Genomic DNA, 21,124 nt, shown 5'->3' with positions numbered 1-21,124 from the left:
TCCAGGATATGGGGCAGGAACGGGTGCCGGCCCAGGAGCCGATTATGGCATGTCGAAACCCCGTCTTCCCAGGGAAAATGGGCGCGTCGGCGAGTTTTTTTGACACTTCTGTCTGAATTTCAACGTGTATTGACAATTAAGTCAAAAAATAGTCGAATGTGACAAAAGACGGTTGCATCAGCCGTCCGCGTCATCAGGAGACCCATCGTGAGCACCGGCGCCAACGCCCCCCAGCACGTCACCGCAGGCTTCTTGAACACCGACTGGAACCCCCGCGATCTTCCGGCCGGCGCCTCCACCCGCAACGTCGTCCTGCGCACCGATGACGCCGCCGCCACCACGGGCTCGCTCTACCTGCCGGCGGGCCCCCGTCCCCGGACCGTCGTGTGCGTGATGCACCCGCGCGAATTCATGGCCTGCCACTACCTCATCCCCGACATCGTCGGCGCCGGCTACGCGGCCTGGTCGCAGGGCGCGCGCTCGGTCGGCAACGACCTGCGCCTGGAGCACGAGACCGCGCTGCACGACGTGGCCGCCGGGCTGGCCTTCCTGCGGGGCCAGGGGTTCGAGCACATCGTGCTGCTGGGCAATTCGGGCGGCGCGGGCCTGTATTCCTTCTACGTCCAGCAGTCCTCGCTTCCGCCCGCCGAGCGCATCGCCCGCACCCCGGGCGGCAGGCCGTCCGGCCTGGCCGGGCTGGAGATGCCCGGGGTCCAGGGGCTGGTGCTGGTGGGACCGCATCCCGGGCAGGGCGCGCTGCTGATGAATTGCATCGATCCCTCGGTGCTGGACGAAGGGGACGCGCTGTCGGTCGACCCCGCCCTGGATCCGCTGAATCCCGGCAACGGCTATCGCCCCGGCGGACAGGCGCGCTATGCGCCGGAGTTCGTCGCGCGCTACCGGCAGGCCCAGCGCGCCCGCGTGGAACGGCTGGATGCGCTGGCGCGGCAGTTCATCGCCCAGCGGCTGGCGGCGCGCAAGGCGCTCAAGGGCCGCGAGGATGCCTCCCAGGCCGAGCGCCGGGCGGCTGCCCATACCCCCGTGATGACGGTCTGGCGCACCGATGCCGACCTGCGCTGCCTGGACCTCGGCCTGGATCCGTCGGATCGGCATCCCGGTTCGCTGTGGGGCCGCGATCCCTACGCCTCGAACTACGGCGCCGTCGGCTTCGCGCGCTTCTGCACGCCCGAGAGCTGGCTGTCGACCTGGTCCGGCCTGTCGTCCAACGCCAGCCTGGCCGCTGCCGCGGGCGCCATCGTCCAGCCCACCCTGGTCATCGAATACACGGGCGACCAGGCCTGCTTCCCGGGCGACGTGCGCGCCATCCACGACGCCCTGGCCACGGCCGACAAGCGCCATCTGCGGGTGCGCGGCGACCACCACGGCCGCGCGCTGACCGAGGGCGAGGAGCCGGGCCGCTACGAGGCCGGCCGCCAGCTGGCGGCCTGGCTGCGCGAGCGTTTCGCGCACTGACCATCATCCATAGGCAAGGGGAAACGACATGAGCAGCAGCCCGAACGCCGGCGCCACGCTGGCAGGCAAGACGACCGCAGCCGCTCCCGGGGCGCCATCCGCCCACGGGCTGGCGCTGCGCGGCGTCGATCACACCGCGCGTCCCACCTGGAAGCTGCGCGAGACCGTCGCGTTCTACCGGGACATCCTGGGCCTGCCCCTGATCCACGTGATCTCGGCGCGCGGCTGGGGGCCGGCCACGCATCCGGACTTCCTGCATTTCTTCTTCGACAGCGGCAACGGCAGCACCATCGCCTTTTTTTATTACCTGGGCTCGGAGCCGCCCGAGGCCATGCGCGACCGTCCGGTCATGGCGCCCGTGCCCGACGACCACGTGTTCGACGCCACCCACACCGCCTGGCTGGTCCAGGGGCAGGACGAGCTGCGCGCGTGGAAGAAGAAGCTGGAGGATGCCGGCCTGCAGGTGTCGGTCGAGACCACCCATGAAGTGATCGAATCGATCTACGTGCGCGATCCGAACGGCTACTTCATCGAGTTCACGCGCAAGCTGCGTCCGCTGACCCAGGTGGATGCCCTGGACGGCCACCTGACGCTGCGGGCCGCGCTGGAAGCCGAGGACGAGGCCCGGACCGGACAGCGGCGCGTGTCGGACATCGCCGAAATCTGGTCGCGCAAGGCCCGGCTGGTGGCCGAGCACGTGCAGCCCGGCCAGGCGCAGGCCACGCCGGCGGTGCGCATCTTCGTGCCCCGCGTGCGCGAGTTCGCCGCCATCGTCGAGGATGCGCGCGGCCGCGGCGATTGCCGCGTACAGGCCCTGGGCGACTACGACCGCATCGAAAGCGACGGCCCCATCGAGTTCCGCCGCAAGACGCTGGGACTCAAGCCCGCTATCTGGTATGGCCTGTTCACTGGCGGCGTGCAGGGCCGCATCGAAACGCTGGACCGGGACCGGGTCCGCATCGTTCCAGAGGCCGCCTGAAGTCAGGGCGGAGGAGACCACCATGCAAGACATACGGCACCCGATAGAAGGGGTCATCTACCATCCGGCCGAACGCGCCGCATCCTACCTGGACAGCGGCGCGTGGATGCGGTCCTCGGTGGGCGACGCCCTGCGCGCCACGGCGCGGCGCCTGCCCGGCAAGACGGCGTTCATCTCCGACGAGGGCAGCCTGAGCTTCCAGGAACTGGACGAGCAATCGGAACGGCTGGGCGCTGCGCTGCTGGAAGCGGGCCTCGCACCCGGCGACCGCGCCATCTTCCAGATGGGCACCACGCTGGAAACCGTACTGGCGCTGGCGGCCTGCTACAAGGCCGGCATCGTGCCCGTCTGCTCGCTGCCCCAGCATCGCGAACTGGAGATCGGCCAGCTGATCCGGCAATCGGCGGCGCGCGGCTATTTCGTGCAGGCCGATTTCCACCCCAGCTTCGACCTTGCTGCCTTCGCCCGCAAGATGGCCGAAGGCAGCGATACGCTGCGCCACCTGGTCGTCGCGCGCGGGCCGGCGGGCGAGGGCGGGCTGTCCCTGCGCGACCTGATCGCCGGCATGCCGCTCGAGGCCGCGCGCCGGCGCCTGGCCGAGGCGCCGCCGGGACTGGGCGACGTGCTGAGTTTCCAGCTCTCGGGCGGCACGACGGGGATGCCCAAGATCATTCCGCGCTTTCATGCCGAATACCTCGGCCATGCGCTGGCCTGCGCGGGCATGTACAAGCTGCGCGAAGACGACCGCTTCATGTGGGCGCTGCCGTTGCTGCACAACGCGGCCCAGGTGTACGTGCTGATCCCGGTATTCGCCATGGGCGTGTCCGCCGTGCTGATGCCCAGGCTGGACCTCGTCCGCATGCTGGAGCTGATCGAGGAACACCGGGTCACCCGCGCCGTCTCCATCGGCCCCATCGCCCCGCAGCTCATGACCTATCCGGACCTGGCCAGGCACGATCTGTCGGCCTTGCGCCTGTTCATCACCATGAGCCGCGCCGATCGCCTGGAGGCGCACCTGGGCGTGCCTTGTTCCAACCTGTTCGGCATCACCGAGGGGCTGCTGCTGGGGTCCCCGCCCGACGCGCCGGCCGCCAGGCGTTTCCAGACCCAGGGCTGCTCCGGCTGCCCGCAGGACGAACTGCGCCTGCTGGAGCCCGATTCGGAAAAGCCGGTGGCGCCCGGACAGATGGGTGAACTGTGCTTCCGCGGTCCCTCCACGCTGCCGGGCTTCTTCAACGCGCCCGAGGCGAACGCCCAGGCCTATACGTCGGACGGCTTCTATCGGACCGGCGACATGATGACCGCCCACGTGGTCGACGGCGTCACCTGCTACGCCTTCGAAGGCCGGCTGCGCGACAACATCAACCGCGGCGGCGAGAAGATAGGCTGCGAGGAAGTCGAAGGGCTGGTGGGCGCGCATCCGGCGGTGGCCGAGGCGCGGCTGGTGGCCATGCCCGATCCCGTCTATGGCGAGAAGGGCTGCATCTACATCGTGCCGCGCCCCGGGCAGACCGCGCCGCAGGTCAAGGAACTGGCGGACTTCCTGGTCGCCCAGGGCCTGGCCAAGTACAAGTGTCCCGAGCGGGTCGAAGTGATCGACGCCTTCCCGGTGACCAAGGTGGGCAAGCTGGACAAGCCCGCGCTCAAGCGCATGATCGCCGAGAAGCTGGCGGGCGAGACCGGGGCCCAGGACCAGGATCGCGGGCAGGGGAGACCGGCATGACCAGCACCGAACACGTGCTCTCGCGCACGCCCTTCGTCGTGCGCCGCCGCGTCAAATGGGGCGACTGCGACCCTGCCGGCGTGGTCTACACCGTGACCTTCGGCGAATACGTCATCTCCGCCGTCGAACTGTTCTACGGCATGCTGTTCGATTCCACGCCCCAGCGCGTCAAGGACGAGCTCGGCTTCGGCACGCCCAGCCGCGCGCTGTCGTTCGACTTCCGCGGTTCGCTGTGGCCGGACGACGAATTCGACATGCGCGTGACCGTGGAGGACATCCGCCTGCACACCTACGCGCTCGACATCACCGCCACCACGGCGGCCGGGCAGACCGCCTTCATCGCCAAGCTGACCCCCATCTGCGTCGCCCGCGGCGAACGCCGGGCCATCCCCGTGCCCGGCGTGCTGCGCGACGCCTTGTCCTCTTATCAGGCCGCCTGCGGCGCCGCCGCGACGGCAGGGAGCCCCGCATCATGAAAATCGCCGTCATCGGAGCCGGCCCCGCCGGCCTGTACTTCTCGCTGCTGGCCAAGAAGCACGACCCGTCCCACCAGATCCACGTCTACGAACAGAACCCCGCCGGCGCCACCTACGGCTGGGGCGTCGTGTTCTCGGACGTCGGCCTGTCCTTCCTGCAGGAGGCCGATCCCGAGTTCTTCAAGGCCTTCGTGGCCCACCACGAACGCTGCGACTACATGGAGATCGTCCACCGCGGCACCCACGTCCAGGTCCACGGCAACCACTTCTCGCGCACCGCCCGCATCGACATGCTGCGCGTGCTGGAAGACGCCTGCCGGCGCGAGGGGATCGAGATCGAACACGACCGCCGGATCGACGACGTATCCGCGCTGGCGCGCGAGGTGGACCTGGTGGTGGCGGCCGACGGCGGCAACAGCGCCGTGCGCAAGCAGTTCGCCGACCACTTCCAGCCCAGCTTCGAGAAGCGGCGCAACAAATTCGCCTGGTACGGCACCCGCCAGCGCTTCCACCCGGTCTCGCTCATCTTCCGCGAGACCCCGCACGGCGTGTTCATCGCCCACAGCTACCAGTACAGCCCCGAACTGAGCACCTTCCTGGTCGAGGTCGATCCCGACACCTGGCGGCGCGCCGGCCTGCACGAAGCCAGCGAGGACGAGAGCCGCCGCTACTGCGCCGACGTGTTCCGTCCCGAACTGGGCGGCAACGAACTCCTGACCAATCGCTCGCTCTGGTTCGAGGCCAACATCGTCCGCAACGAACGCTGGACCTGCGGCAACATCGTCCTGCTGGGCGATGCGCTGCGCACCGTGCACTTCTCGCTGGGCTCCGGCACGCGCATGGCCATGCAGGACGCCATCGCCCTGCACCAGGGGCTGGTGCGCCACCCCGGCGACCTGCAGCAAGCCTTCGCCGCCTTCGAAACCCAGCGCCGCCCCGCTTCGTCCAGCTTCCAGAACGCCGCCGCGCGCAGCCTGGACTGGTACGAAAACGTCGCCGACAAGATGCATCTCGACCCGGTCTCGTTCGCCTACGACTACATGCGGCGCACCGGCCAGGTCAGCCATGAAGACCTGAAACAGCGCGACCCCCATTTCGCGGCCGCGTGCGAGGCGCTGTCCTGCCACCAGCGGACGCCCGCGACTGCCTGATTCCCCCACACCAACGAAACACACACGAGGAGACACCATGAAAACCATCTTGCGCGGCGCCGCCGCCCTAGTCCTGGCCCTGGGCGCCGGCCATGCCGGTGCCCAGGCCCCCGCCTATCCCTCCAAGCCCGTGCGGATCGTCTTGCCGTACTCGGTCGGCAGCGGTCCCGACGCCGTCACCCGACTGGTCGGCGAAAAACTGTCCAAGACCTGGGGCCAGCCCATCATCGTCGAGAACAAGCCTGGCGCCAACGGCTGGCTCGCCATCGGCGACGTCAAGCGCGCCGCGCCCGACGGCCTGTCCCTGGTCGTGGTCGACAACACCCACATGACCCTGCACCCGCACCTGTACAAGAAACTGCCCTTCGACCCCGTTGCCGACTTCGAGCCCGCCTCGCCCGTCTACACCACCAACTTCTTCATCGTCGTCTCGGCCAAGTCCCCCTGGAACAACGTCGCCGACCTCATCGCCGACGCCAAGGCCAAGGGAGGCAACCAGACCTACGGCACCTGGGGCCTGGGCAGCGTCGCGCACATCGGCGCCTCCATGTTCCAGACCCAGACCGGCACCCACATGACCCACGTGCCCTTCAAGGAACTGCCGCAGCTCTACACCGCCGTCGCCACCGGCGAAGTCGACTGGGCCTTCGGCACCGCCGCCACCGTGGCCCAGCTCTACCAGGCCAAGAAGGTCAAGCTGCTGGCCCTGGCCGCGCCCAGGCGCCTGGCCCTGTATTCCGGCGTGCCCACCGTCTCGGAGGCCGGCGGCCCGGCCAACTTCGAACTCAAGACCTGGGTCGCCCTGTTCGCGCCCAAGGGCACCCCCAAGGCCGCCATCGACGCCATCAACAGCGGCGTCGCCAAGGCCGTGGCCGAGCCCGACGTGCGCAAACAGTTCGACACCTTCGGCTTCGAAGCCTGGCCTGCCTCGGCCGCCGACCTGGCCCAGGCCGTCAAGGCCGATACCCAGCGCTTCGAATCCGTCGTCAAGCTCGCTAATATCACCCTCGACTAAACCGCGCAGGAAACGCCATGACATCCCGCCTCTACCGCATCGGCCAGATCGTCCCCAGCTCCAACACCACCATGGAGACGGAAATCCCGGCCATGCTCCGCGCCCGCGAGGCCATCCGGCCCGAACGCTTCACCTTCCATTCCAGCCGCATGCGCATGCACAAGGTCACCAAGGAAGAACTCGAAGCCATGAACCGCGAAGGCCTGCGCTGCGCCGCCGAACTGGCCGACGCCCGCGTGGATGTCATGAGCACCGCCTGCCTGGTCGCCATCATGGCCATGGGCCTGGGCTACCACCGCCAGACCGAACGCGAGCTGACCGAGGTCGCGCGCGCCAACCACTGCGACGCGCCCGTCATGACCTCGGCCGGCGCGCTGGTCGAGGGATTGCACCGCCTGGGCGCCAAGCGCATCTCGCTCATGGCCCCCTACATGCGCCCGCTGACCGACCTCGTCGTGAAGTACATCGAGAACGAAGGTATCGAGGTGGTCGACGCCAAGTGCTTCGAGATCCCCGACAACCTGGAGGTCGGCCGGCGCGACCCCATGCAACTGGTCGAGGACGTGAAGACGCTGAATATCCGCGGCGTCGACGCCGTGGTGCTGTCGGCGTGCGTGCAGATGCCGTCGCTGCCGGCGATACAGGTGGTGCAGGACCGGCTGGAGGTGCCGGTGGTCTCGACGGCGGTGTGTACGGTCAGGGGGATGCTGGAGAGGCTGGGGCTGGAGGCCGTGGTGCCGGGGGCGGGGGCGTTGCTGGCGGGGTAGGCCGGGTCAGGACGCGTAGCCGTCCGGATTCTGCGATTGCCAGCGCCAGCCGTCGGCACACATGTCTTCCAGGGTGCGGGTGGCTTGCCAGCCCAGGAGAGCCTGGGCGGCGGAGGGGTCGGCCCAGCATTCGGCGATGTCGCCGGGGCGGCGGGGTTGGAACTCGTAGGGGATCTTTCTGCCGCTGACCGTGCTGAAAGTGCGCACCAACTCCAGGACGCTGGTGCCCCGTCCTGTGCCCAGGTTGATTGCGGTAAAGCCCCCCATCGTTTCCTGGGCGTGTTCAAGTGCCTTGACGTGGCCGATGGCCAGGTCCACGACATGGATATAGTCGCGCACCCCGGTTCCATCCACCGTGGGGTAGTCGTTGCCGAAGATGTTCAGATGGGAACGTTTGCCAACCGCGACCTGGGTGATGAACGGAAAAAGGTTGTTGGGTATGCCCTGCGGCGCCTCTCCCAGCATCCCGCTGGGATGGGCTCCGATGGGGTTGAAATACCGCAGACAAATGGCACGTCGTTCGGGGAACGCCGCGCACCAGTCACGCAGGACTTGCTCCACCATGGCTTTCGTCTGGCCATACGGATTCACCGGCGCGATCGGATGCCTTTCGGTGTACGGCTGTTCGCGCGGAATACCGTAAACGGTTGCGGATGAACTGAATACGATGGTGCGGACCCGTGCCCGGTCCATCGCCTGCAGCAGGGTCAGCGTCCCGGCGACGTTGGTCTGGTAGTAGTCCAGGGGTGCAGCGACGGATTCGCCCACCGCTTTCAGGCCGGCGAAGTGCACCACCCCCTGGACGGGGGCTCCGCGTGCCGCGGCCTGGCGAAATACTGCATCCAGCGTGGCGGCATTCCTGATGTCTCCTTCGATGACCTCGAGGGCATGGCCGGTCAACGCTTCGACACGCCTGAGCGCATGCACCGAACCGTTCGAAAAATCATCGAGGACGATCGGACGATAGCCGGCTTGGATGAGCTCGATCAGGGTATGGGGCCCGATGTAGCCGGCGCCGCCGGTGACGAGCAGGGTCGGGCTGGAAGCTAGCTGCAAGGCGTGACCTCGAAGGCTGGATGACATGGCGCCAACCATACCGGACCGGCGCGTGGGCATTGTAACGAAAAGCGCGGGTATTCCCGTGGATGAGCGAGGTGGTCGGGTTAAACTGCGGCTTCGCCGTCGGCCGGCCCCGTGTCGGGCTTTTTTTCTTCGTCTTCTAGGACTACTGCCAGATGGGACTTGTTCCAATCATCCTCTCCGGAGGCAAGGGTACGCGCCTGTGGCCGGTGTCTCGGGAACTGCATCCCAAGCCTTTCATTCGTTTGGCGGATGGCGAAAGTTTTCTCCAGAAGGCGTATCGGCGGGCCATCGGGCTCGACGGCGTCTCCCGGGTCATTACGGTCACGAACCGGTTGCTGTCGTTCAAGACGATGGATGAATATCGGGCGCTTGGCCTGTCCGAAATCGAATGCGGCATGATTCTGGAGCCTGTGGGACGCAACACGGCGCCGGCCTTCGCCGCCGCCGCGGCGACTGTGTCTCGGCGATTCGGGCCGCAGGAGGTATTGCTGTTTCTGACCGCCGACCACCTGATCGAGGATATTCCCGCGTTCACGCAGGCCGTGGAGCAGGCGGTTCGACTGGCAGAGTCCGGCAGGATCGTGACGTTCGGAATCCGCCCGGACGCGCCGGAGACAGGCTATGGCTACATCGAGGCATCGGGATCCGACGTGCTGCGGTTCGTTGAAAAGCCTACCCAGGAACGGGCGCAGGAGTTTCTTGCCAGTGGCCGATATCTTTGGAATTCGGGCATGTTCTGCGTGCGCGCCGACGTGGCCGAGGCCGAGCTGAAGTTGCACGCAGCCGATGTCTGGCAGTTCGCCGAGCAAAGCGCCGCATCGGCGCGCGTGCTGGAAGGGCGCCACGAATGGCAGGTCATGCTCGACGAGGCGGCCTTTGCCCTCGCGCCTGACATTTCCGTCGATCACGCTCTCATGGAAAAAACCGAAAGGGCGTCGGTCGTGCCTTGCGACATAGGCTGGAGCGACATCGGGTCCTGGGCGGCGTTCGGCGAGCTGTTTCCCCAGGACGGCGACGGCAACCGGATCGATGGCGACGTCATCGCGGTCGATACCGTGAATTGCTATGTCCATAGCGATGCCAGGGTCGTCGGTACCGTAGGTTTGAAGGATCTGGTCATCGTCGATACGCCCGATGCCTTGCTGGTCGCACATCGGGACAACTTGCAGGACATCAAGCAGGTCGTGGCGCGGCTCAAGCAACGTGGGGACGATGCCTACCAGATTCATCGAACGGTCCACCGTCCTTGGGGCACCTATACGGTCTTGGAAGAGGCGCAGCGGTACAAGATCAAACGCATCGTCGTTCATCCCGGGCAGACCCTTTCCCTGCAGATGCACCATCACCGCAGCGAGCATTGGGTCGTCGTAAGCGGCATGGCGAGCGTGACGAATGGAGATCAGACTTTCCTCGTGCGTAGCAACGAGTCCACGTATATCCCTTCTGGCCACAAGCACCGGCTGGAGAACCCGGGGATCATCGATCTTGTCATGATCGAAGTGCAAAGCGGGGAGTACCTGGGCGAGGACGATATCGTCAGGTTCGAGGATGCCTATGGCAGGGGCTGAATGGGCGAGGTGGAAGCGGATGGCCATGTTCATCTTGCCGGAGGCATCGCCTGAAACATGTCTGATGTGAATGAGCCTTTCATTTCCGGCCTTGTCTCGGTCGTCATGCCTGCGTACAACTCGGCTGCGACCCTTGCTGCGGCCATCGAGTCGGTGCTTGCCCAGGAGTACGGCGAACTCGAGCTCTATGTCGTGGACGACCATTCCATCGACGCGACTCGTCGCCTTGCCGAGGCATTCGGGAAGAAGGATGCCAGGGTCCGTGTGCTGAGCACGGACTCGGGAAAAGGCGTCGCTCCCGCCCGCAATACCGCGTTGCGCCGTTGCAGGGGGGAGTTCGTAGCCTTTATCGACGCGGACGACAGGTGGGACCCTGAAAAACTTCGGGTGCAGCTGGCAGCCCTGTCCGATTCCGGCCTTGCCCTGGCCGCGACGAGTTACCGTGTCGTGGACCAGCATGGCGCAGACTGCGGCCTGGTCCGGATCGACGGAACCGCCGGCTATGGCGACCTGCTGAAAGGCAATGTGCTGGGCTGTTCCACGGTCGTGGTCGATCGCACACGGACAGGCACTTTTCTGATGCCCGAGGAAGTCAATGAAGACTACCTGACCTGGCTGGCTTTGACGAAAAAATACGGGCCGGCGTTGTGCGTTCGTCAGGTGCTTGCCACCTACACCAAATCCAGCGCATCGCTATCGGGTTCCAAGCTGCGTGCGGCACAATGGCAGTGGCGCGTCTATCGCGAGGTGCTGAAGTTTTCGGCCATTCGCTCCGCGTATCTGTTCGTTCACTACGCCTGCAGAGGCGTGGGAAAGCATTTCTTTTCCGGCCGTTCGGCTGAGCGGCCGTCGTCGAATTCAGCATGATAGTTTTCATCCGCTCACATGTTCCCCAGCTCGATGGAAGGATGCGGAAATACCGGCAGGCCTTGGCGGAAGCCGGCATGCGGACTGTCGCCCTGGGCTGGCTGCGGGGCGAGAGCATCCCGAATGTGGACGAAGCCAACGACGCCTTTTACCGGCGCCCGGCTCCGCTGGGAGGCGGCTGGCGGAACGTGCTGAATCTCGTGCTGTGGAATGGTTTCGTATTGCGGTGGCTGTGGCACAACCGGCGCGATATCGATCTCGTCCACGGTGTGGATTTCGACTCCTGTCTTCCCGCCTACGTGTTCAGTCGCTTGCGCCGGGTGCCTTTCGTGTTCGACCTCTACGACAAATATACGGAGACCCGCGGCATGGCGGGCCCGGTCGCGGCCGTGATCGACACGCTGGAATCCTGGGTGGCGAGCAAGGCCGATCTCGTCCTGCTGGCCGATGCATCACGCTACGAACAGCATGGCTTGCGCCCGTCTTCCCGCATCCGGGTGCTTGAAAACGTGCCAGTGTCCGGGCACGACTTGTCCTACCAGGCGGTTCAGCCGCAGGTGCCGATACGTATCGGCTATTTCGGTGTCCTGGAGGAACGCAACAGGGGACTGGAAGATCTGATCGCCGCCTGCACACGCTCGGCGGGCAAGGTGGAGTTGCATCTGGCCGGTTATGGTCCGGTGGCGCCGTTGGCGCGAGAGGCGGCCCGACAGCATGAGAACGTGACGTTTCATGGCGCGATGGACGTGGCGGCGGGCCTCTCCTTGATGTCGTCGATGGACGTCGTGGCGGGTTTCTATTACCTGACCGTGCCCAATCACCGCTTTGCCGCTCCCAACAAGTATTACGAGCATCTGCTGCTGGGGCGACCGTTGCTGACGACGAAGGGGACGCCACCCGGGGACAAGGTCGGTCAATATGAAACGGGCTGGGCATTGGACGAAGGTGAAGCCCCTATTCTGCAGTGGCTGGCTGATGTCGGCCCGGCAGAGATCGAAAGGCGTGGCCGAAATGCCCGGATGAAATGGGATACGGAGTACGAGAACTATTACGAGGAGAACTATGCCGGGTTTTATGCCGAGTACGTGCGCGGCCGGATTGCGGCGCGCAGGAATGATCGGGTGAAATGATGAAAGTCCTACTCGTATTTGGCACTCGCCCCGAAGCCATCAAGATGGCGCCGGTATACAAGGCGCTGATGGCCGCCAAGGGCGTGCAGGCGGAAGTGTGCGTTACGGGACAGCACCGGGAAATGCTGGATCAGGTTCTTGACTGGTTCCGGATGAAGCCCGCCTACGACCTGAGCGTCATGAAGAAGAACCAGTCCCTGTCGGACATCACTTCCCGCATTCTGACACGGATGGATGAGGTCTTGTCGGCATCCAGGCCGAACCTCGTGCTCGTCCATGGAGACACCAGCACGACCTTCGCTGGCGCGTTGGCGGCCTTCTATCACAAGATTCCCGTGGGCCACGTCGAAGCCGGCTTGCGCACGCACAATCTGCTGTCGCCGTGGCCGGAAGAGGCCAACCGCCAACTGACTTCGGTGTTGACCCGCTTCCATTTCGCTCCGACGACGACGGCGCAGCGGAACCTGCAGGGCGAAGGGGTCGCCGCAAGCAACATTCACGTCGTCGGTAATACTGTCGTGGACGCCTTGCTCGAAACGGCTGCGCGTTTGAAGAGCGAAACGCTGGAACTGGAGATGCGTGCGCGTTTCTCCTTCATTCGCCAGGATGCCCGCATGATCCTGGTGACCGGACATCGGCGCGAGAATTTCGGAGCCGGTTTCGAACAGATCTGCGCGGCGTTGAAACAACTGGCGCAGCGGGAAGATCTCGACATCGTCTATCCCGTCCATTTGAACCCGCAGGTGCGAGAGCCGGTTCAGCGGGTGCTGGGGAAAATCAGGAACGTGCACCTGATCGAGCCGTGCGACTACATGTCCTTCGTGTGGCTGATGCAGCGCTCGTACCTCATCCTGACCGATTCGGGAGGCGTCCAGGAAGAGGCGCCGTCGTTGGGCAAGCCAGTCCTGGTCATGCGGGATACGACCGAGCGGCCCGAAGCCGTGGAGGCGGGAACGGTCAAGCTCGTGGGGACCGATTCGGACAGGATTCTGGACGAGGCCTGGGCCCTGCTGGATTCCACGGAAAAATATCGCGCCATGGCGGAAAGGCACAATCCCTACGGAGATGGCCGCGCCGCCGAACGGATCGTGAGCTGCCTGCTACAGCAGTTGCCGTCCTGAAGACGGAGCTGCTGTGTCACGTGTCTGGCGTGTCACCTGCCTGTTTCCAATTGCTTGAATAGCGCATCCCACAGCACGCCTACTTTCTCCATCCTGTAAGCCTGGGCTGTCTTCAGCGCTGCGAGGCTCATGGCTTGCCTGACTGTGGGGGCGTCGATCAGCGTTTTTATTCCCCTGGCCAGCGCACCAACATCTTCCGGGGCGCACAGCAGGCCGTCGACCTGATCCGTGATGATGTCCCGCGGACCGAAGTCGCAATCGAACGAGACGATGGGCAGTCCGCAGGTTTGAGCCTCCAGCATAACCAAGTGGAATCCCTCGAATCGAGAACTCACCGCCAGCAGTGACGCGGTCTCGTAGAACGAAACCAGATCGTTCGAAAAGGGAAGAAACTCGACTGAGCTTCCTAGATCCAGCTCTTTGGCCTGATGCTCCAGCTGTGTGCGCAGCTCTCCTTCGCCGATGATCAGCAGGCGCCAGTCGGCAATATCGCTCCTTATGAGATGCCATGCCATCAACAAGAGGTCGAATCCCTTTTGATAGCTGCAACGTCCTACCGCTATAACAATTGGCTGTCTTGTTCGTTTGCCGGTCGGCACAAGGTTGACCGGATTCGGTATTCGCACGACAAGCCGGTTGTATCCGTGCGCTTCATAGTAGCGTCGTTGCGTGGAGGTCAGTGCGATCAGGGCGTCGGCCCTGGGGTACAGCAACCGGCATAACCAGCGAGTGTGCCGTCCAAACCCGCGCGGGTTGTTGTGGTCGCATATCACCAGTTTGAACCTTCGGCCGAGCATGAGCAGGAGCAGGGCCGACCAGGGGCCATTCGCGACCACGACATCGGCCGAGGCCAGCGCCGCACTCTGTTTCAGGCGGCGTAGAGCCTTCCAGTACTCGAGCAGGCGTTGCCAGCGGCTGCTCCTTTCTTTCCCGCCCAGGCAGTGAACCGCCACCCTCGCATCGAGATCGTACGGAGGAATGACGGGTTCCTGCCTGATCAGTAGCGTCACTTCGTGGCCTTGTTCCGCCCAGTGGCTGCTCGTCAAGCACATGACGCGCTCGACTCCGCCTTTTATCCTGAACTCATCGTAGACTGAGACGATTCTCAAAGTGCACGCACTCCCATACGCGTTTTACGAAGCTTGAAAAATACGGTGCCCATGCCGATTGATGCGGCGGTCGTATATCCAGCGATCAGCCCGGCAATGCCAGTCAGCCATTCGCCCCGATCACCCAGCCACAGCACCAGGAAGCACACCAGGAATCCGCCCAGCCACTTTGCGGCAATCAACCTGAAGTACCTCAGGCGTACCAACAAGGCCGTGACCCCGGTATCGAAGAAACCGACGACCGTGATCCACGAGGCTGCGCGCAAGATTTCCTGCACTTGCACGAATCTTTCCCCAAAAATCGCGGTGGTGAGTAAACCGGAGAAGAGATAAAAACCAATGACGGCTGCGAGTCCCAGGCACGTCAATATTATCAAGAGCCGTCCGGCGTTTCTGGTCACTATTGACAGGCTTTCATGTCGATACAAGAGTCTTGGGGCCAGGGCTGTCATGACGACAGGCCCGAAAAACATGACACTATCCATCAGACTCATGGCCGCGGCGTATTCGCCAAAAATCGCTGGCGGCAGTGAAATGCCTAGAACCAGCCGGTCCATGCGCTGCATGCCTATCATCAAGGCAAGCCCTAACCATACGGGGACGCTTGCCCGAAGCAATCTCGCCGTGTGTCGCCGTGTTGGACGCCAGTCCCAGGGCCGCCCGTCATCCGCGATGAGGTAGACGTAGGCAGCGGCGATGACGATGGTTTCAGCCAGGTAGATTGCCAGCATCGAGAGGACACCGCCGCCCAGCGCGGCGACCCCGGCGATAGCTACCAGCTTCAGGACACTTGTCTGGAAGCGGATGCGCGCGATCACTCTGGTATTGGACGCGGATTCTCTGATGATCCGCAGGATATTAAAGGGTTCCGCGATGAGCAGACTCAGCGCCATGATGGCCACCCCTTGTCCGACCGTGCCGCTGAACCAAAACAATCCGCTCGTTGCCATGAGAAGCATGGCAACGCCGCCAAGGGCCAACCGGATCAATAGTGCAGAACCCAGGATGCCTTGCCGGGATTTTACGTAGGACAGTTTCACCAGATCCGGAGCGATGACTTCCGCTCCGCAGCCCAGCGTAACTGCGGAAAAAATGAACAGCACGGCAAGTACGTACTGAAATTCGCCGTAATGCTGGGGACCCAATGCCCGGGCAATGATTCCTATGGATATGAAGGAAAAGGCCAGTTGCACGGCCTTCTCCATGGATAGCCATGCCAGACTATGTATGCTGGGATTTCGCAGCAGATTTGCGCAGCGGTCGAAACGCATGGAGGGCGGGCCTATATCGATAGTCGCGGCATTCAAGCAGATTCAGAGCTTTCTTCGGATAGATGCCTTCATGATGCTCGCGCGAGCCCGCATACCCGTGCTCCTTGCCCTGGAGCCCTTGGGGGCCACAGTTTTCAGAAGATGCGTGCGCGGATCATGCCTGGCGAACTGCTCTGCAGTCCGTGTCGTGTCGTTTCGACCGACGCCATGCAAGCCAACGGTTCCATGCAGAGCCGGCGGCGATTGCATCGGGACTGATGGCGAAGAACAGCCACAGGAAGGGAAGATGGAAGTACGCGCCCTTCAGCAGGAATACCCCTATCAGTAATAATGTTGATGGCCGGTAACTCGTGAACAAGTAGGCAGAAAAAACAAGCAGGATGACGATGCCGACACCCAGGCCGTAGGTGGTAAGAGTGGTGATGGGAAAGGTCAGGTCGTTCAGCGCCTGGTAGTACATCGGGTCGCCGCTGATATAGCCTTCCAGTCCATAGCCGGTCGCCCACAGCGACGGGGTTTTCAAAAATTCTTCGATTACCTGGAATTTTACCTGCGTGCTCGGATCATTGTTGTTTCCAACCTCGGCCGAACGGGCCACGGCATGTCCCAGCGGACTGTAGGCGTCGCTCGGGATTATTTGTGAAAGAAAATATTGTCCGCCGAAGTAAACGACTATCGCGATCAGGCCGACACGAATGTTGATGAATAAGAGAATCAGGAAAAAAACGACCAGAGCGAGCAGCGACGATGTAAGCACAAGGGATATCATGCCCGCCCACCAGAGCGTGGTCATTTTTCTCTGGCGGACATAAAGTGCAATGCAGAGCCCGGCCATGACCATGGCGTAAAGGGCTGGTTCGTCAAAAACCCCGGTCGGCCGGTACAAATCTCCCTGGAGCGATCGGTGTCCCTCTCCTCCCAAGGCATTGCCTATGTCCAGATCATAACCCCAGCCGTACCATGCGATGAGCTGCGCGACCATGACCGTCAGGTGGAGCGCAAGGCACAACTTGATGGCTCTCGTGGTTGCGTCGGAGTACTGGTTGTAGACATGAACGAGCGTGGGAGTCAGCACGCAGCCGAAGCCGATCATCAGCGTATTTTTCAGAGATCGGCTGGAAACGGGAGGAACGAGAATATATCGGGCGACGAAATAGGCGGCGATGATGGCCGCCAATAATATCAGGCGCCGGTCGATCTCGAACCGCTGTCCAGAGGACACATGCAGTGCGACGAGCCCGCATGCGGACAGGGCCCAGCCGTAGGCGGCGATCGATGAAAAACCCAATGCGGTATCGAAATACAAGGTGGGCAACAAGATGGAGAGGAAAATCAATCCATCGTGCAACGGTTTCGAATTCTTCAAAGGGAAAGCCATTGAAAATTTGATGTGAAAATCATGTTGGCCGGCTGCGCCGGAAAACAAGGGCTTTCAGGCGCTTGACCGCATTTCGTCAAGGTTGCGGGCGGGTTTTCGTCGGTCGAGGTGTTTCTTGGGATTTTTACTCTTTGGCGTCATGTCTGCCTGTAACCGATGGCGACGACATGCGAGCTGTCGTGCGCCTGTCTTTGATGGTCGGAAATAACTCCATCAAGTCAAAATCGCGTTTGCTGCGAAGGCCACGGCAATGCCAACGCCGATACCAGCGGCAATTTCCAGCCGAGTATGCCCCATGCGTTCACGAAGCGGTTGATGATCGGAACACCCCACGGTCAGTTTGTTGATTGCCGTCGCATGCTTGCCCACTTGCCGGCGCAGGCTGTTGGCGTCGAGCGTGACGATAAAGGCCAGCGTGATTGCTACGCCGAAAGCGGGGTGTCCGACCCCCTCCTTGAGGGCGATCAGCGCGGCCATGCTGCTGACGATGGCGCTATGGTTGCTGGGCAGGCCACCGTAGCCGACGAGGCCGAAGGCGAGTTGCCTTGCCTTGATGCTGTTGATGATGAATTTCGAGATTCCGGCAACTAGCCAGGCTAGAAACGGGGTCAGTGCGTAGGAGAGATCCATCGTCATCCCTGCGTAGGCCACAGCGCCCAGCCGCAGGCCGCGACCCACAACGCTACGGTAAGCAGCAGTTGCCAGTCGGCCAGCAGTGCATCCGTAGGCGATTCTCCGCCATCAAGTGCCTCGACCACGAACCAGTAGCGGAATAGGCCGAACAGCACCAAGGGGATCGTGATGACCAACTCAGGCTTGGCAGACATCACGAACATGCTATAGAACAGTAGAGCCCCGGTTGCCGACATCTCAGCGTAGCGATCCACCAGCGAGACGGAGTATTTCTCTAGTACCTTCCGGCCCTCGGTACCGCTTTGGCTGAGTTCCTGGCGCCGCTTGACGGCGGCCAGGTACAGTGCGAGGCACAGGGTCGTGATGAACATCCAGGAAGATACGGGTATGTCCAGCGCTACGGCGCCGGCGTAGACACGCAAGACAAAGCCGATAGCGATGGTGAAGATGTCGACGACGGGCTGGTGCTTGAGTACGAAGGTGTAGGCCAGGTTCAAGACCAGATAGGCAACAATGACAATCACCACCTTCGGGACGACGAACCAGCTCCAGGCCAGCGTGGCGTAAAACAGCATGAGCAAGATCAGCGCGGCGGACTCCGAGACGATCCCGGCCGCCAACGGACGGGTCATGGATTTTTTCGGGTGACGGCGGTCCTGCTTGATGTCGTGCAGGTCGTTGACGATGTAGGTCGCCGACGCGGCAACGCAGAACAACAACGCTGCCAGCAGTGCATGGCTGATCGCTCTGGCATCCAGGAATGCCTCGGAGAACATCAACGGCGCTAGAACGAAACCATTTTTAACCCACTGCTTGGGCCGCATCAGCTTGATTAACCCTAGCATCTGCGCTAGGGCCGAGCGGGTCTTTACGGTACTATGCATGGCTTGTGGACCCTGGTGATATCATTAAATGTTTGGCTCGACTAAGCTGGCGATTAAGTATGCCATTTTCGCACTAATCGCAACCGCAGCAAACATTGGCGCCCAGGATCTTGTCACCCAGGCCTACCGCGGCGCTTATGACATTTTGGCCTCGGTTATCGTCGGGACCGGCGTCGGGCTCGTAGTCAAATATTTCCTCGACAAGCGTTATATCTTCAGCTTTCGCGCACGCAGTGTTGCCCATGACACCCGGACCTTTGCTCTTTATACCGTCATGGGATTGGTCACGACCGTGGTTTTCTGGACGGTCGAATTTGGTTTTCACTATGTTTTCGAGACCAAGGAAATGCGCTATCTCGGCGGTGCCATTGGCCTGGCCATTGGCTATCTGACCAAGTACCACCTCGATAAGCGTTACGTTTTCCGCGCGGACGCCGTATGAAACCGGTTGTCTCCTGGGGACGTTTGAGTGCAGATCCTCATCATATCGTCGGTCTGAGCGACCCGTCCGGGGTCGGGAGTCTCATCTGCAACGCCCCCCGCCCGGGCATCGCCCATGGCATGGGGCGCAGCTACGGTGACGTATGTCTGAATCCGGAAGGCATCCTTTGGGTCACGACGGGGCTCGACCATTTCATCGCCTTCGACGACGACACCGGGCGCCTGGTGTGCGAAGCGGGTGTCCTGTTACGAGATATCCAGCGGCTGGCGATTCCGCGCGGTTGGATGCTGCCGGTGACGCCGGGGACTCAACTGGTCACGGTAGGGGGAGCCATTGCCAATGACGTGCATGGCAAGAACCATCATGTGTTGGGATCCTTCGGCGATCACGTCCGGAGCCTTACCCTGGTACGTACCAATGGCGACGTCATCCAGTGCGGCCCCGATCAGAACAGCCTGTGGTTTGCCGCTACGGTGGGCGGGTTGGGGCTAACTGGCGTGATCACCCACGCGGAGATCCAGCTGCGACGTGTACCTGGCCCGTGGCTGGATGCCGAGACCATTCCTTACGCTAATCTGGATGAGTTTTTTCGGCTTGCGGACGATTCAGAGATGGGGTGGGAACATACGGTTTCCTGGGTCGATTGCATTGCGGGTGGGGGAGGGCGCGGTTTATTCATGCGGGGCAACCCCGCCGATGCGAGCCATCGCCCCGTACCGGAACGGCGTAAATTGACCATGCCCCTGGCCCCCCCCTTCTCCCTGGTTAATCAACTGTCGCTGCGTCCCTTCAACATGGCTTACTACCATCTCAAGAAGTGGAGGGCGGGGCGGGCCATGACACACTACGAGCCATTTTTCTATCCGCTGGACAATCTGCTCGAGTGGAATCGGATGTACGGGCCGAAGGGGTTCTTCCAGTACCAGAGCGTAGTACCGCGCGAAGTTGGCCAAGACGCGGTTCAAGCCATGCTGAAAGAAGTCTCCCGTGCCGGGGACGGTTCGTTCCTCGCCGTCCTGAAGACCTTCGGCGATCGCCAGGCAGTGGGGATGCTGAGCTTTCCACGGCCCGGCGTGACGCTGGCGCTGGATTTTCCGAATCGTGGGGGCCGCACGCACAGGCTTTTCGAGCGTCTGGATGCCATCGTGCGCGAGGCGAAGGGCCGTCTTTATCCGGCTAAGGATGCGCGCATGCCCAGAGCGCTCTTCGAGGCAGGGTACCCGCGCTTGACCGAGTTCGTGAAATACCGGGATCCGGGTATCAGTTCCGGCTTCGCACGTCGTTTGATGGGAAGTTGAATGAACAACAGGAAAAAAATCGTCATCATCGGTGCTACATCGGCTATCGCCGAGCACTGTGCCAGGTTGTGGCTGGAGATGCAGCCGATCGACCTGGTTCTGGTTGGCCGCGATGCGTCGCGCATTGCCCGGGTTGCGGCAGATCTCAAGGTGCGCAGTCCGCAATCCGACATTCGGACCGTTCAAGCGGGATTTCTGGACCCTGACGCCATCAACGCCACAGTGGGCAGCATCGTTGGAGCAGGCCGTGTCGATATCGTGCTCATCGCCCACGGAGTCCTGCCTGAGCAGTCCGGTTGCCAGGACAACCTTCTTGCATGTCGTGATGCGCTGGAGATCAACGGAGTATCGCCGGTTCTCTACGCCGAAGCTTTTGCAAGCGAGATGGAAAAAGCCAGGCACGGCACCATCGCCTTGATCGGCTCCGTCGCGGGTGATCGGGGGCGAAAATCCAACTATGTCTATGGGGCAGCCAAAGGGTTGGTTGCACGCTACGCTCAAGGTTTGCAGCATCGCTTCGCCGGCTCCGGGGTGAAGATCGTCCTTATCAAGCCCGGGCCGACCGATACTCCTATGACCGCGCACCTCAAAGACCAAGGGGCGAAGCTGGCCTCTGTAGAAAGCGTGGCCAGGCAGATTGTCGCGGGCGTAGGGAGCGGGAGGCCGGTCGTCTATACCCCAAGGAAGTGGTGGCTCATCATGGGCGTGATTCAGCATTTGCCTCGTGCAATTTTCAACAGGCTGGATATTTGAAGT

The 21,124-nt window shown here is 62.7% G+C and carries 20 protein-coding genes; 14 read left to right on the top strand and 6 right to left on the bottom strand.

Features of this window, described 5'->3' with window-relative positions; genetic code table 11:
- The first annotated feature begins 207 nt into the window (after positions 1-207).
- The 7 genes from R4823_RS23235 to R4823_RS23205 are packed head-to-tail and all read left to right on the top strand — an operon-like array spanning position 208 to position 7,584.
- A complete protein-coding gene (locus tag R4823_RS23235; protein WP_087841660.1) occupies positions 208-1,473 on the top strand; it encodes an alpha/beta hydrolase in 1,266 nt (421 codons plus the stop codon).
- A gap of 28 nt (positions 1,474-1,501) precedes the next feature.
- Positions 1,502-2,452 carry a VOC family protein gene (locus R4823_RS23230; protein WP_338616225.1) on the top strand — a complete coding sequence of 317 codons (951 nt, stop codon included), beginning with the start codon at positions 1,502-1,504 and terminating at the stop codon, positions 2,450-2,452.
- A gap of 22 nt (positions 2,453-2,474) precedes the next feature.
- Positions 2,475-4,175: an AMP-binding protein gene (locus R4823_RS23225; RefSeq protein WP_338616224.1), complete on the top strand. Its 1,701-nt coding sequence runs from the start codon at positions 2,475-2,477 to the stop codon at positions 4,173-4,175.
- Positions 4,172-4,651 (top strand): thioesterase family protein, encoded by a 480-nt coding sequence (locus R4823_RS23220; RefSeq protein ID WP_338616222.1) that lies wholly within the window; start codon positions 4,172-4,174, stop codon positions 4,649-4,651. Before R4823_RS23225 ends, R4823_RS23220 begins: the two co-directional genes overlap by 4 nt.
- A complete protein-coding gene (locus tag R4823_RS23215; protein WP_087841656.1) occupies positions 4,648-5,802 on the top strand; it encodes an FAD-dependent monooxygenase in 1,155 nt (384 codons plus the stop codon). Before R4823_RS23220 ends, R4823_RS23215 begins: the two co-directional genes overlap by 4 nt.
- A gap of 37 nt (positions 5,803-5,839) precedes the next feature.
- Positions 5,840-6,817, top strand: a complete 978-nt coding sequence (locus R4823_RS23210; protein ID WP_087841655.1) for a tripartite tricarboxylate transporter substrate binding protein — start codon at positions 5,840-5,842, stop codon at positions 6,815-6,817.
- Between the two features lie 17 nt (positions 6,818-6,834).
- On the top strand, positions 6,835-7,584 hold the full coding sequence (locus R4823_RS23205; protein ID WP_338616220.1) for an Asp/Glu racemase: 750 nt from the start codon (positions 6,835-6,837) through the stop codon (positions 7,582-7,584).
- Positions 7,585-7,590: 6 nt separating this feature from the next.
- On the opposite strand, the gene galE is transcribed toward R4823_RS23205, so the two are convergent.
- The gene (gene galE, locus R4823_RS23200) at positions 7,591-8,640 is read right to left on the bottom strand and encodes a UDP-glucose 4-epimerase GalE (RefSeq protein ID WP_338616218.1); all 1,050 of its coding nucleotides are present in this window, start codon (positions 8,638-8,640) and stop codon (positions 7,591-7,593) included.
- Positions 8,641-8,819: 179 nt separating this feature from the next.
- Between galE and R4823_RS23195 the strand changes: the two genes are divergently transcribed.
- The 4 genes from R4823_RS23195 to wecB are packed head-to-tail and all read left to right on the top strand — an operon-like array spanning position 8,820 to position 13,353.
- Positions 8,820-10,235 carry a mannose-1-phosphate guanylyltransferase/mannose-6-phosphate isomerase gene (locus R4823_RS23195; RefSeq protein ID WP_338616216.1) on the top strand — a complete coding sequence of 472 codons (1,416 nt, stop codon included), beginning with the start codon at positions 8,820-8,822 and terminating at the stop codon, positions 10,233-10,235.
- 57 nt (positions 10,236-10,292) lie between these two features.
- A complete protein-coding gene (locus tag R4823_RS23190) occupies positions 10,293-11,102 on the top strand; it encodes a glycosyltransferase family 2 protein (protein WP_338616214.1) in 810 nt (269 codons plus the stop codon).
- Entirely contained in the window at positions 11,099-12,232 is a 1,134-nt protein-coding gene (locus R4823_RS23185; protein ID WP_338616212.1) for a glycosyltransferase, read from the top strand. The genes R4823_RS23190 and R4823_RS23185 overlap by 4 nt, the downstream gene beginning before the upstream one ends.
- Entirely contained in the window at positions 12,229-13,353 is a 1,125-nt protein-coding gene (gene wecB / locus R4823_RS23180) for a UDP-N-acetylglucosamine 2-epimerase (non-hydrolyzing) (RefSeq protein WP_338616211.1), read from the top strand. The genes R4823_RS23185 and wecB overlap by 4 nt, the downstream gene beginning before the upstream one ends.
- Before the next feature lie 32 nt (positions 13,354-13,385).
- On the opposite strand, the gene R4823_RS23175 is transcribed toward wecB, so the two are convergent.
- From R4823_RS23175 to R4823_RS23155, 5 genes are all read right to left on the bottom strand, one after another.
- Positions 13,386-14,462 carry a glycosyltransferase family 4 protein gene (locus R4823_RS23175; protein WP_338616210.1) on the bottom strand — a complete coding sequence of 359 codons (1,077 nt, stop codon included), beginning with the start codon at positions 14,460-14,462 and terminating at the stop codon, positions 13,386-13,388.
- Positions 14,459-15,655, bottom strand: coding sequence for an oligosaccharide flippase family protein (locus tag R4823_RS23170; protein WP_338616209.1), 1,197 nt, complete (start codon positions 15,653-15,655; stop codon positions 14,459-14,461). The genes R4823_RS23175 and R4823_RS23170 overlap by 4 nt, the downstream gene beginning before the upstream one ends.
- 232 nt (positions 15,656-15,887) lie before the next feature.
- A complete protein-coding gene (locus R4823_RS23165; protein WP_338616208.1) occupies positions 15,888-17,111 on the bottom strand; it encodes a hypothetical protein in 1,224 nt (407 codons plus the stop codon).
- 213 nt (positions 17,112-17,324) lie between these two features.
- Positions 17,325-17,741, bottom strand: a complete 417-nt coding sequence (locus R4823_RS23160) for a divergent PAP2 family protein (protein ID WP_338616206.1) — start codon at positions 17,739-17,741, stop codon at positions 17,325-17,327.
- 2 nt (positions 17,742-17,743) lie between these two features.
- On the bottom strand, positions 17,744-18,628 hold the full coding sequence (locus R4823_RS23155) for a decaprenyl-phosphate phosphoribosyltransferase (RefSeq protein WP_338616205.1): 885 nt from the start codon (positions 18,626-18,628) through the stop codon (positions 17,744-17,746).
- Positions 18,629-18,656: 28 nt separating this feature from the next.
- Here R4823_RS23155 and R4823_RS23150 point away from each other — a divergent pair, with 28 nt between their 5' ends.
- The 3 genes from R4823_RS23150 to R4823_RS23140 are packed head-to-tail and all read left to right on the top strand — an operon-like array spanning position 18,657 to position 21,121.
- Entirely contained in the window at positions 18,657-19,070 is a 414-nt protein-coding gene (locus tag R4823_RS23150; protein ID WP_338616204.1) for a GtrA family protein, read from the top strand.
- Positions 19,067-20,368, top strand: a complete 1,302-nt coding sequence (locus R4823_RS23145; protein WP_338616202.1) for an FAD-binding oxidoreductase — start codon at positions 19,067-19,069, stop codon at positions 20,366-20,368. The genes R4823_RS23150 and R4823_RS23145 overlap by 4 nt, the downstream gene beginning before the upstream one ends.
- On the top strand, positions 20,369-21,121 hold the full coding sequence (locus R4823_RS23140; RefSeq protein WP_338616200.1) for an SDR family NAD(P)-dependent oxidoreductase: 753 nt from the start codon (positions 20,369-20,371) through the stop codon (positions 21,119-21,121).
- The last annotated feature ends 3 nt before the right edge of the window (positions 21,122-21,124 follow it).

The organism is Pigmentiphaga sp. CHJ604, assembly GCF_036972535.1.
Taxonomy (GTDB): domain Bacteria; phylum Pseudomonadota; class Gammaproteobacteria; order Burkholderiales; family Burkholderiaceae_B; genus Pigmentiphaga; species Pigmentiphaga daeguensis.
This window is presented reverse-complemented; position numbering and strand designations above follow the sequence as displayed.

Coding starts and splice junctions, on each gene's coding strand:
- R4823_RS23230 (WP_338616225.1), top strand. CDS start 1,502: ATGAGCAGCAGCCCGAACGCCGGCGCCACGCTGGCAGGCAAGACGACC.
- R4823_RS23225 (WP_338616224.1), top strand. CDS start 2,475: ATGCAAGACATACGGCACCCGATAGAAGGGGTCATCTACCATCCGGCC.
- R4823_RS23220 (WP_338616222.1), top strand. CDS start 4,172: ATGACCAGCACCGAACACGTGCTCTCGCGCACGCCCTTCGTCGTGCGC.
- R4823_RS23215 (WP_087841656.1), top strand. CDS start 4,648: ATGAAAATCGCCGTCATCGGAGCCGGCCCCGCCGGCCTGTACTTCTCG.
- R4823_RS23210 (WP_087841655.1), top strand. CDS start 5,840: ATGAAAACCATCTTGCGCGGCGCCGCCGCCCTAGTCCTGGCCCTGGGC.
- R4823_RS23205 (WP_338616220.1), top strand. CDS start 6,835: ATGACATCCCGCCTCTACCGCATCGGCCAGATCGTCCCCAGCTCCAAC.
- R4823_RS23195 (WP_338616216.1), top strand. CDS start 8,820: ATGGGACTTGTTCCAATCATCCTCTCCGGAGGCAAGGGTACGCGCCTG.
- R4823_RS23190 (WP_338616214.1), top strand. CDS start 10,293: ATGTCTGATGTGAATGAGCCTTTCATTTCCGGCCTTGTCTCGGTCGTC.
- R4823_RS23185 (WP_338616212.1), top strand. CDS start 11,099: ATGATAGTTTTCATCCGCTCACATGTTCCCCAGCTCGATGGAAGGATG.
- wecB (WP_338616211.1), top strand. CDS start 12,229: ATGATGAAAGTCCTACTCGTATTTGGCACTCGCCCCGAAGCCATCAAG.
- R4823_RS23165 (WP_338616208.1), bottom strand. CDS start 17,111: ATGGCTTTCCCTTTGAAGAATTCGAAACCGTTGCACGATGGATTGATT.
- R4823_RS23160 (WP_338616206.1), bottom strand. CDS start 17,741: ATGGATCTCTCCTACGCACTGACCCCGTTTCTAGCCTGGCTAGTTGCC.
- R4823_RS23155 (WP_338616205.1), bottom strand. CDS start 18,628: ATGCATAGTACCGTAAAGACCCGCTCGGCCCTAGCGCAGATGCTAGGG.
- R4823_RS23150 (WP_338616204.1), top strand. CDS start 18,657: ATGTTTGGCTCGACTAAGCTGGCGATTAAGTATGCCATTTTCGCACTA.
- R4823_RS23145 (WP_338616202.1), top strand. CDS start 19,067: ATGAAACCGGTTGTCTCCTGGGGACGTTTGAGTGCAGATCCTCATCAT.
- R4823_RS23140 (WP_338616200.1), top strand. CDS start 20,369: ATGAACAACAGGAAAAAAATCGTCATCATCGGTGCTACATCGGCTATC.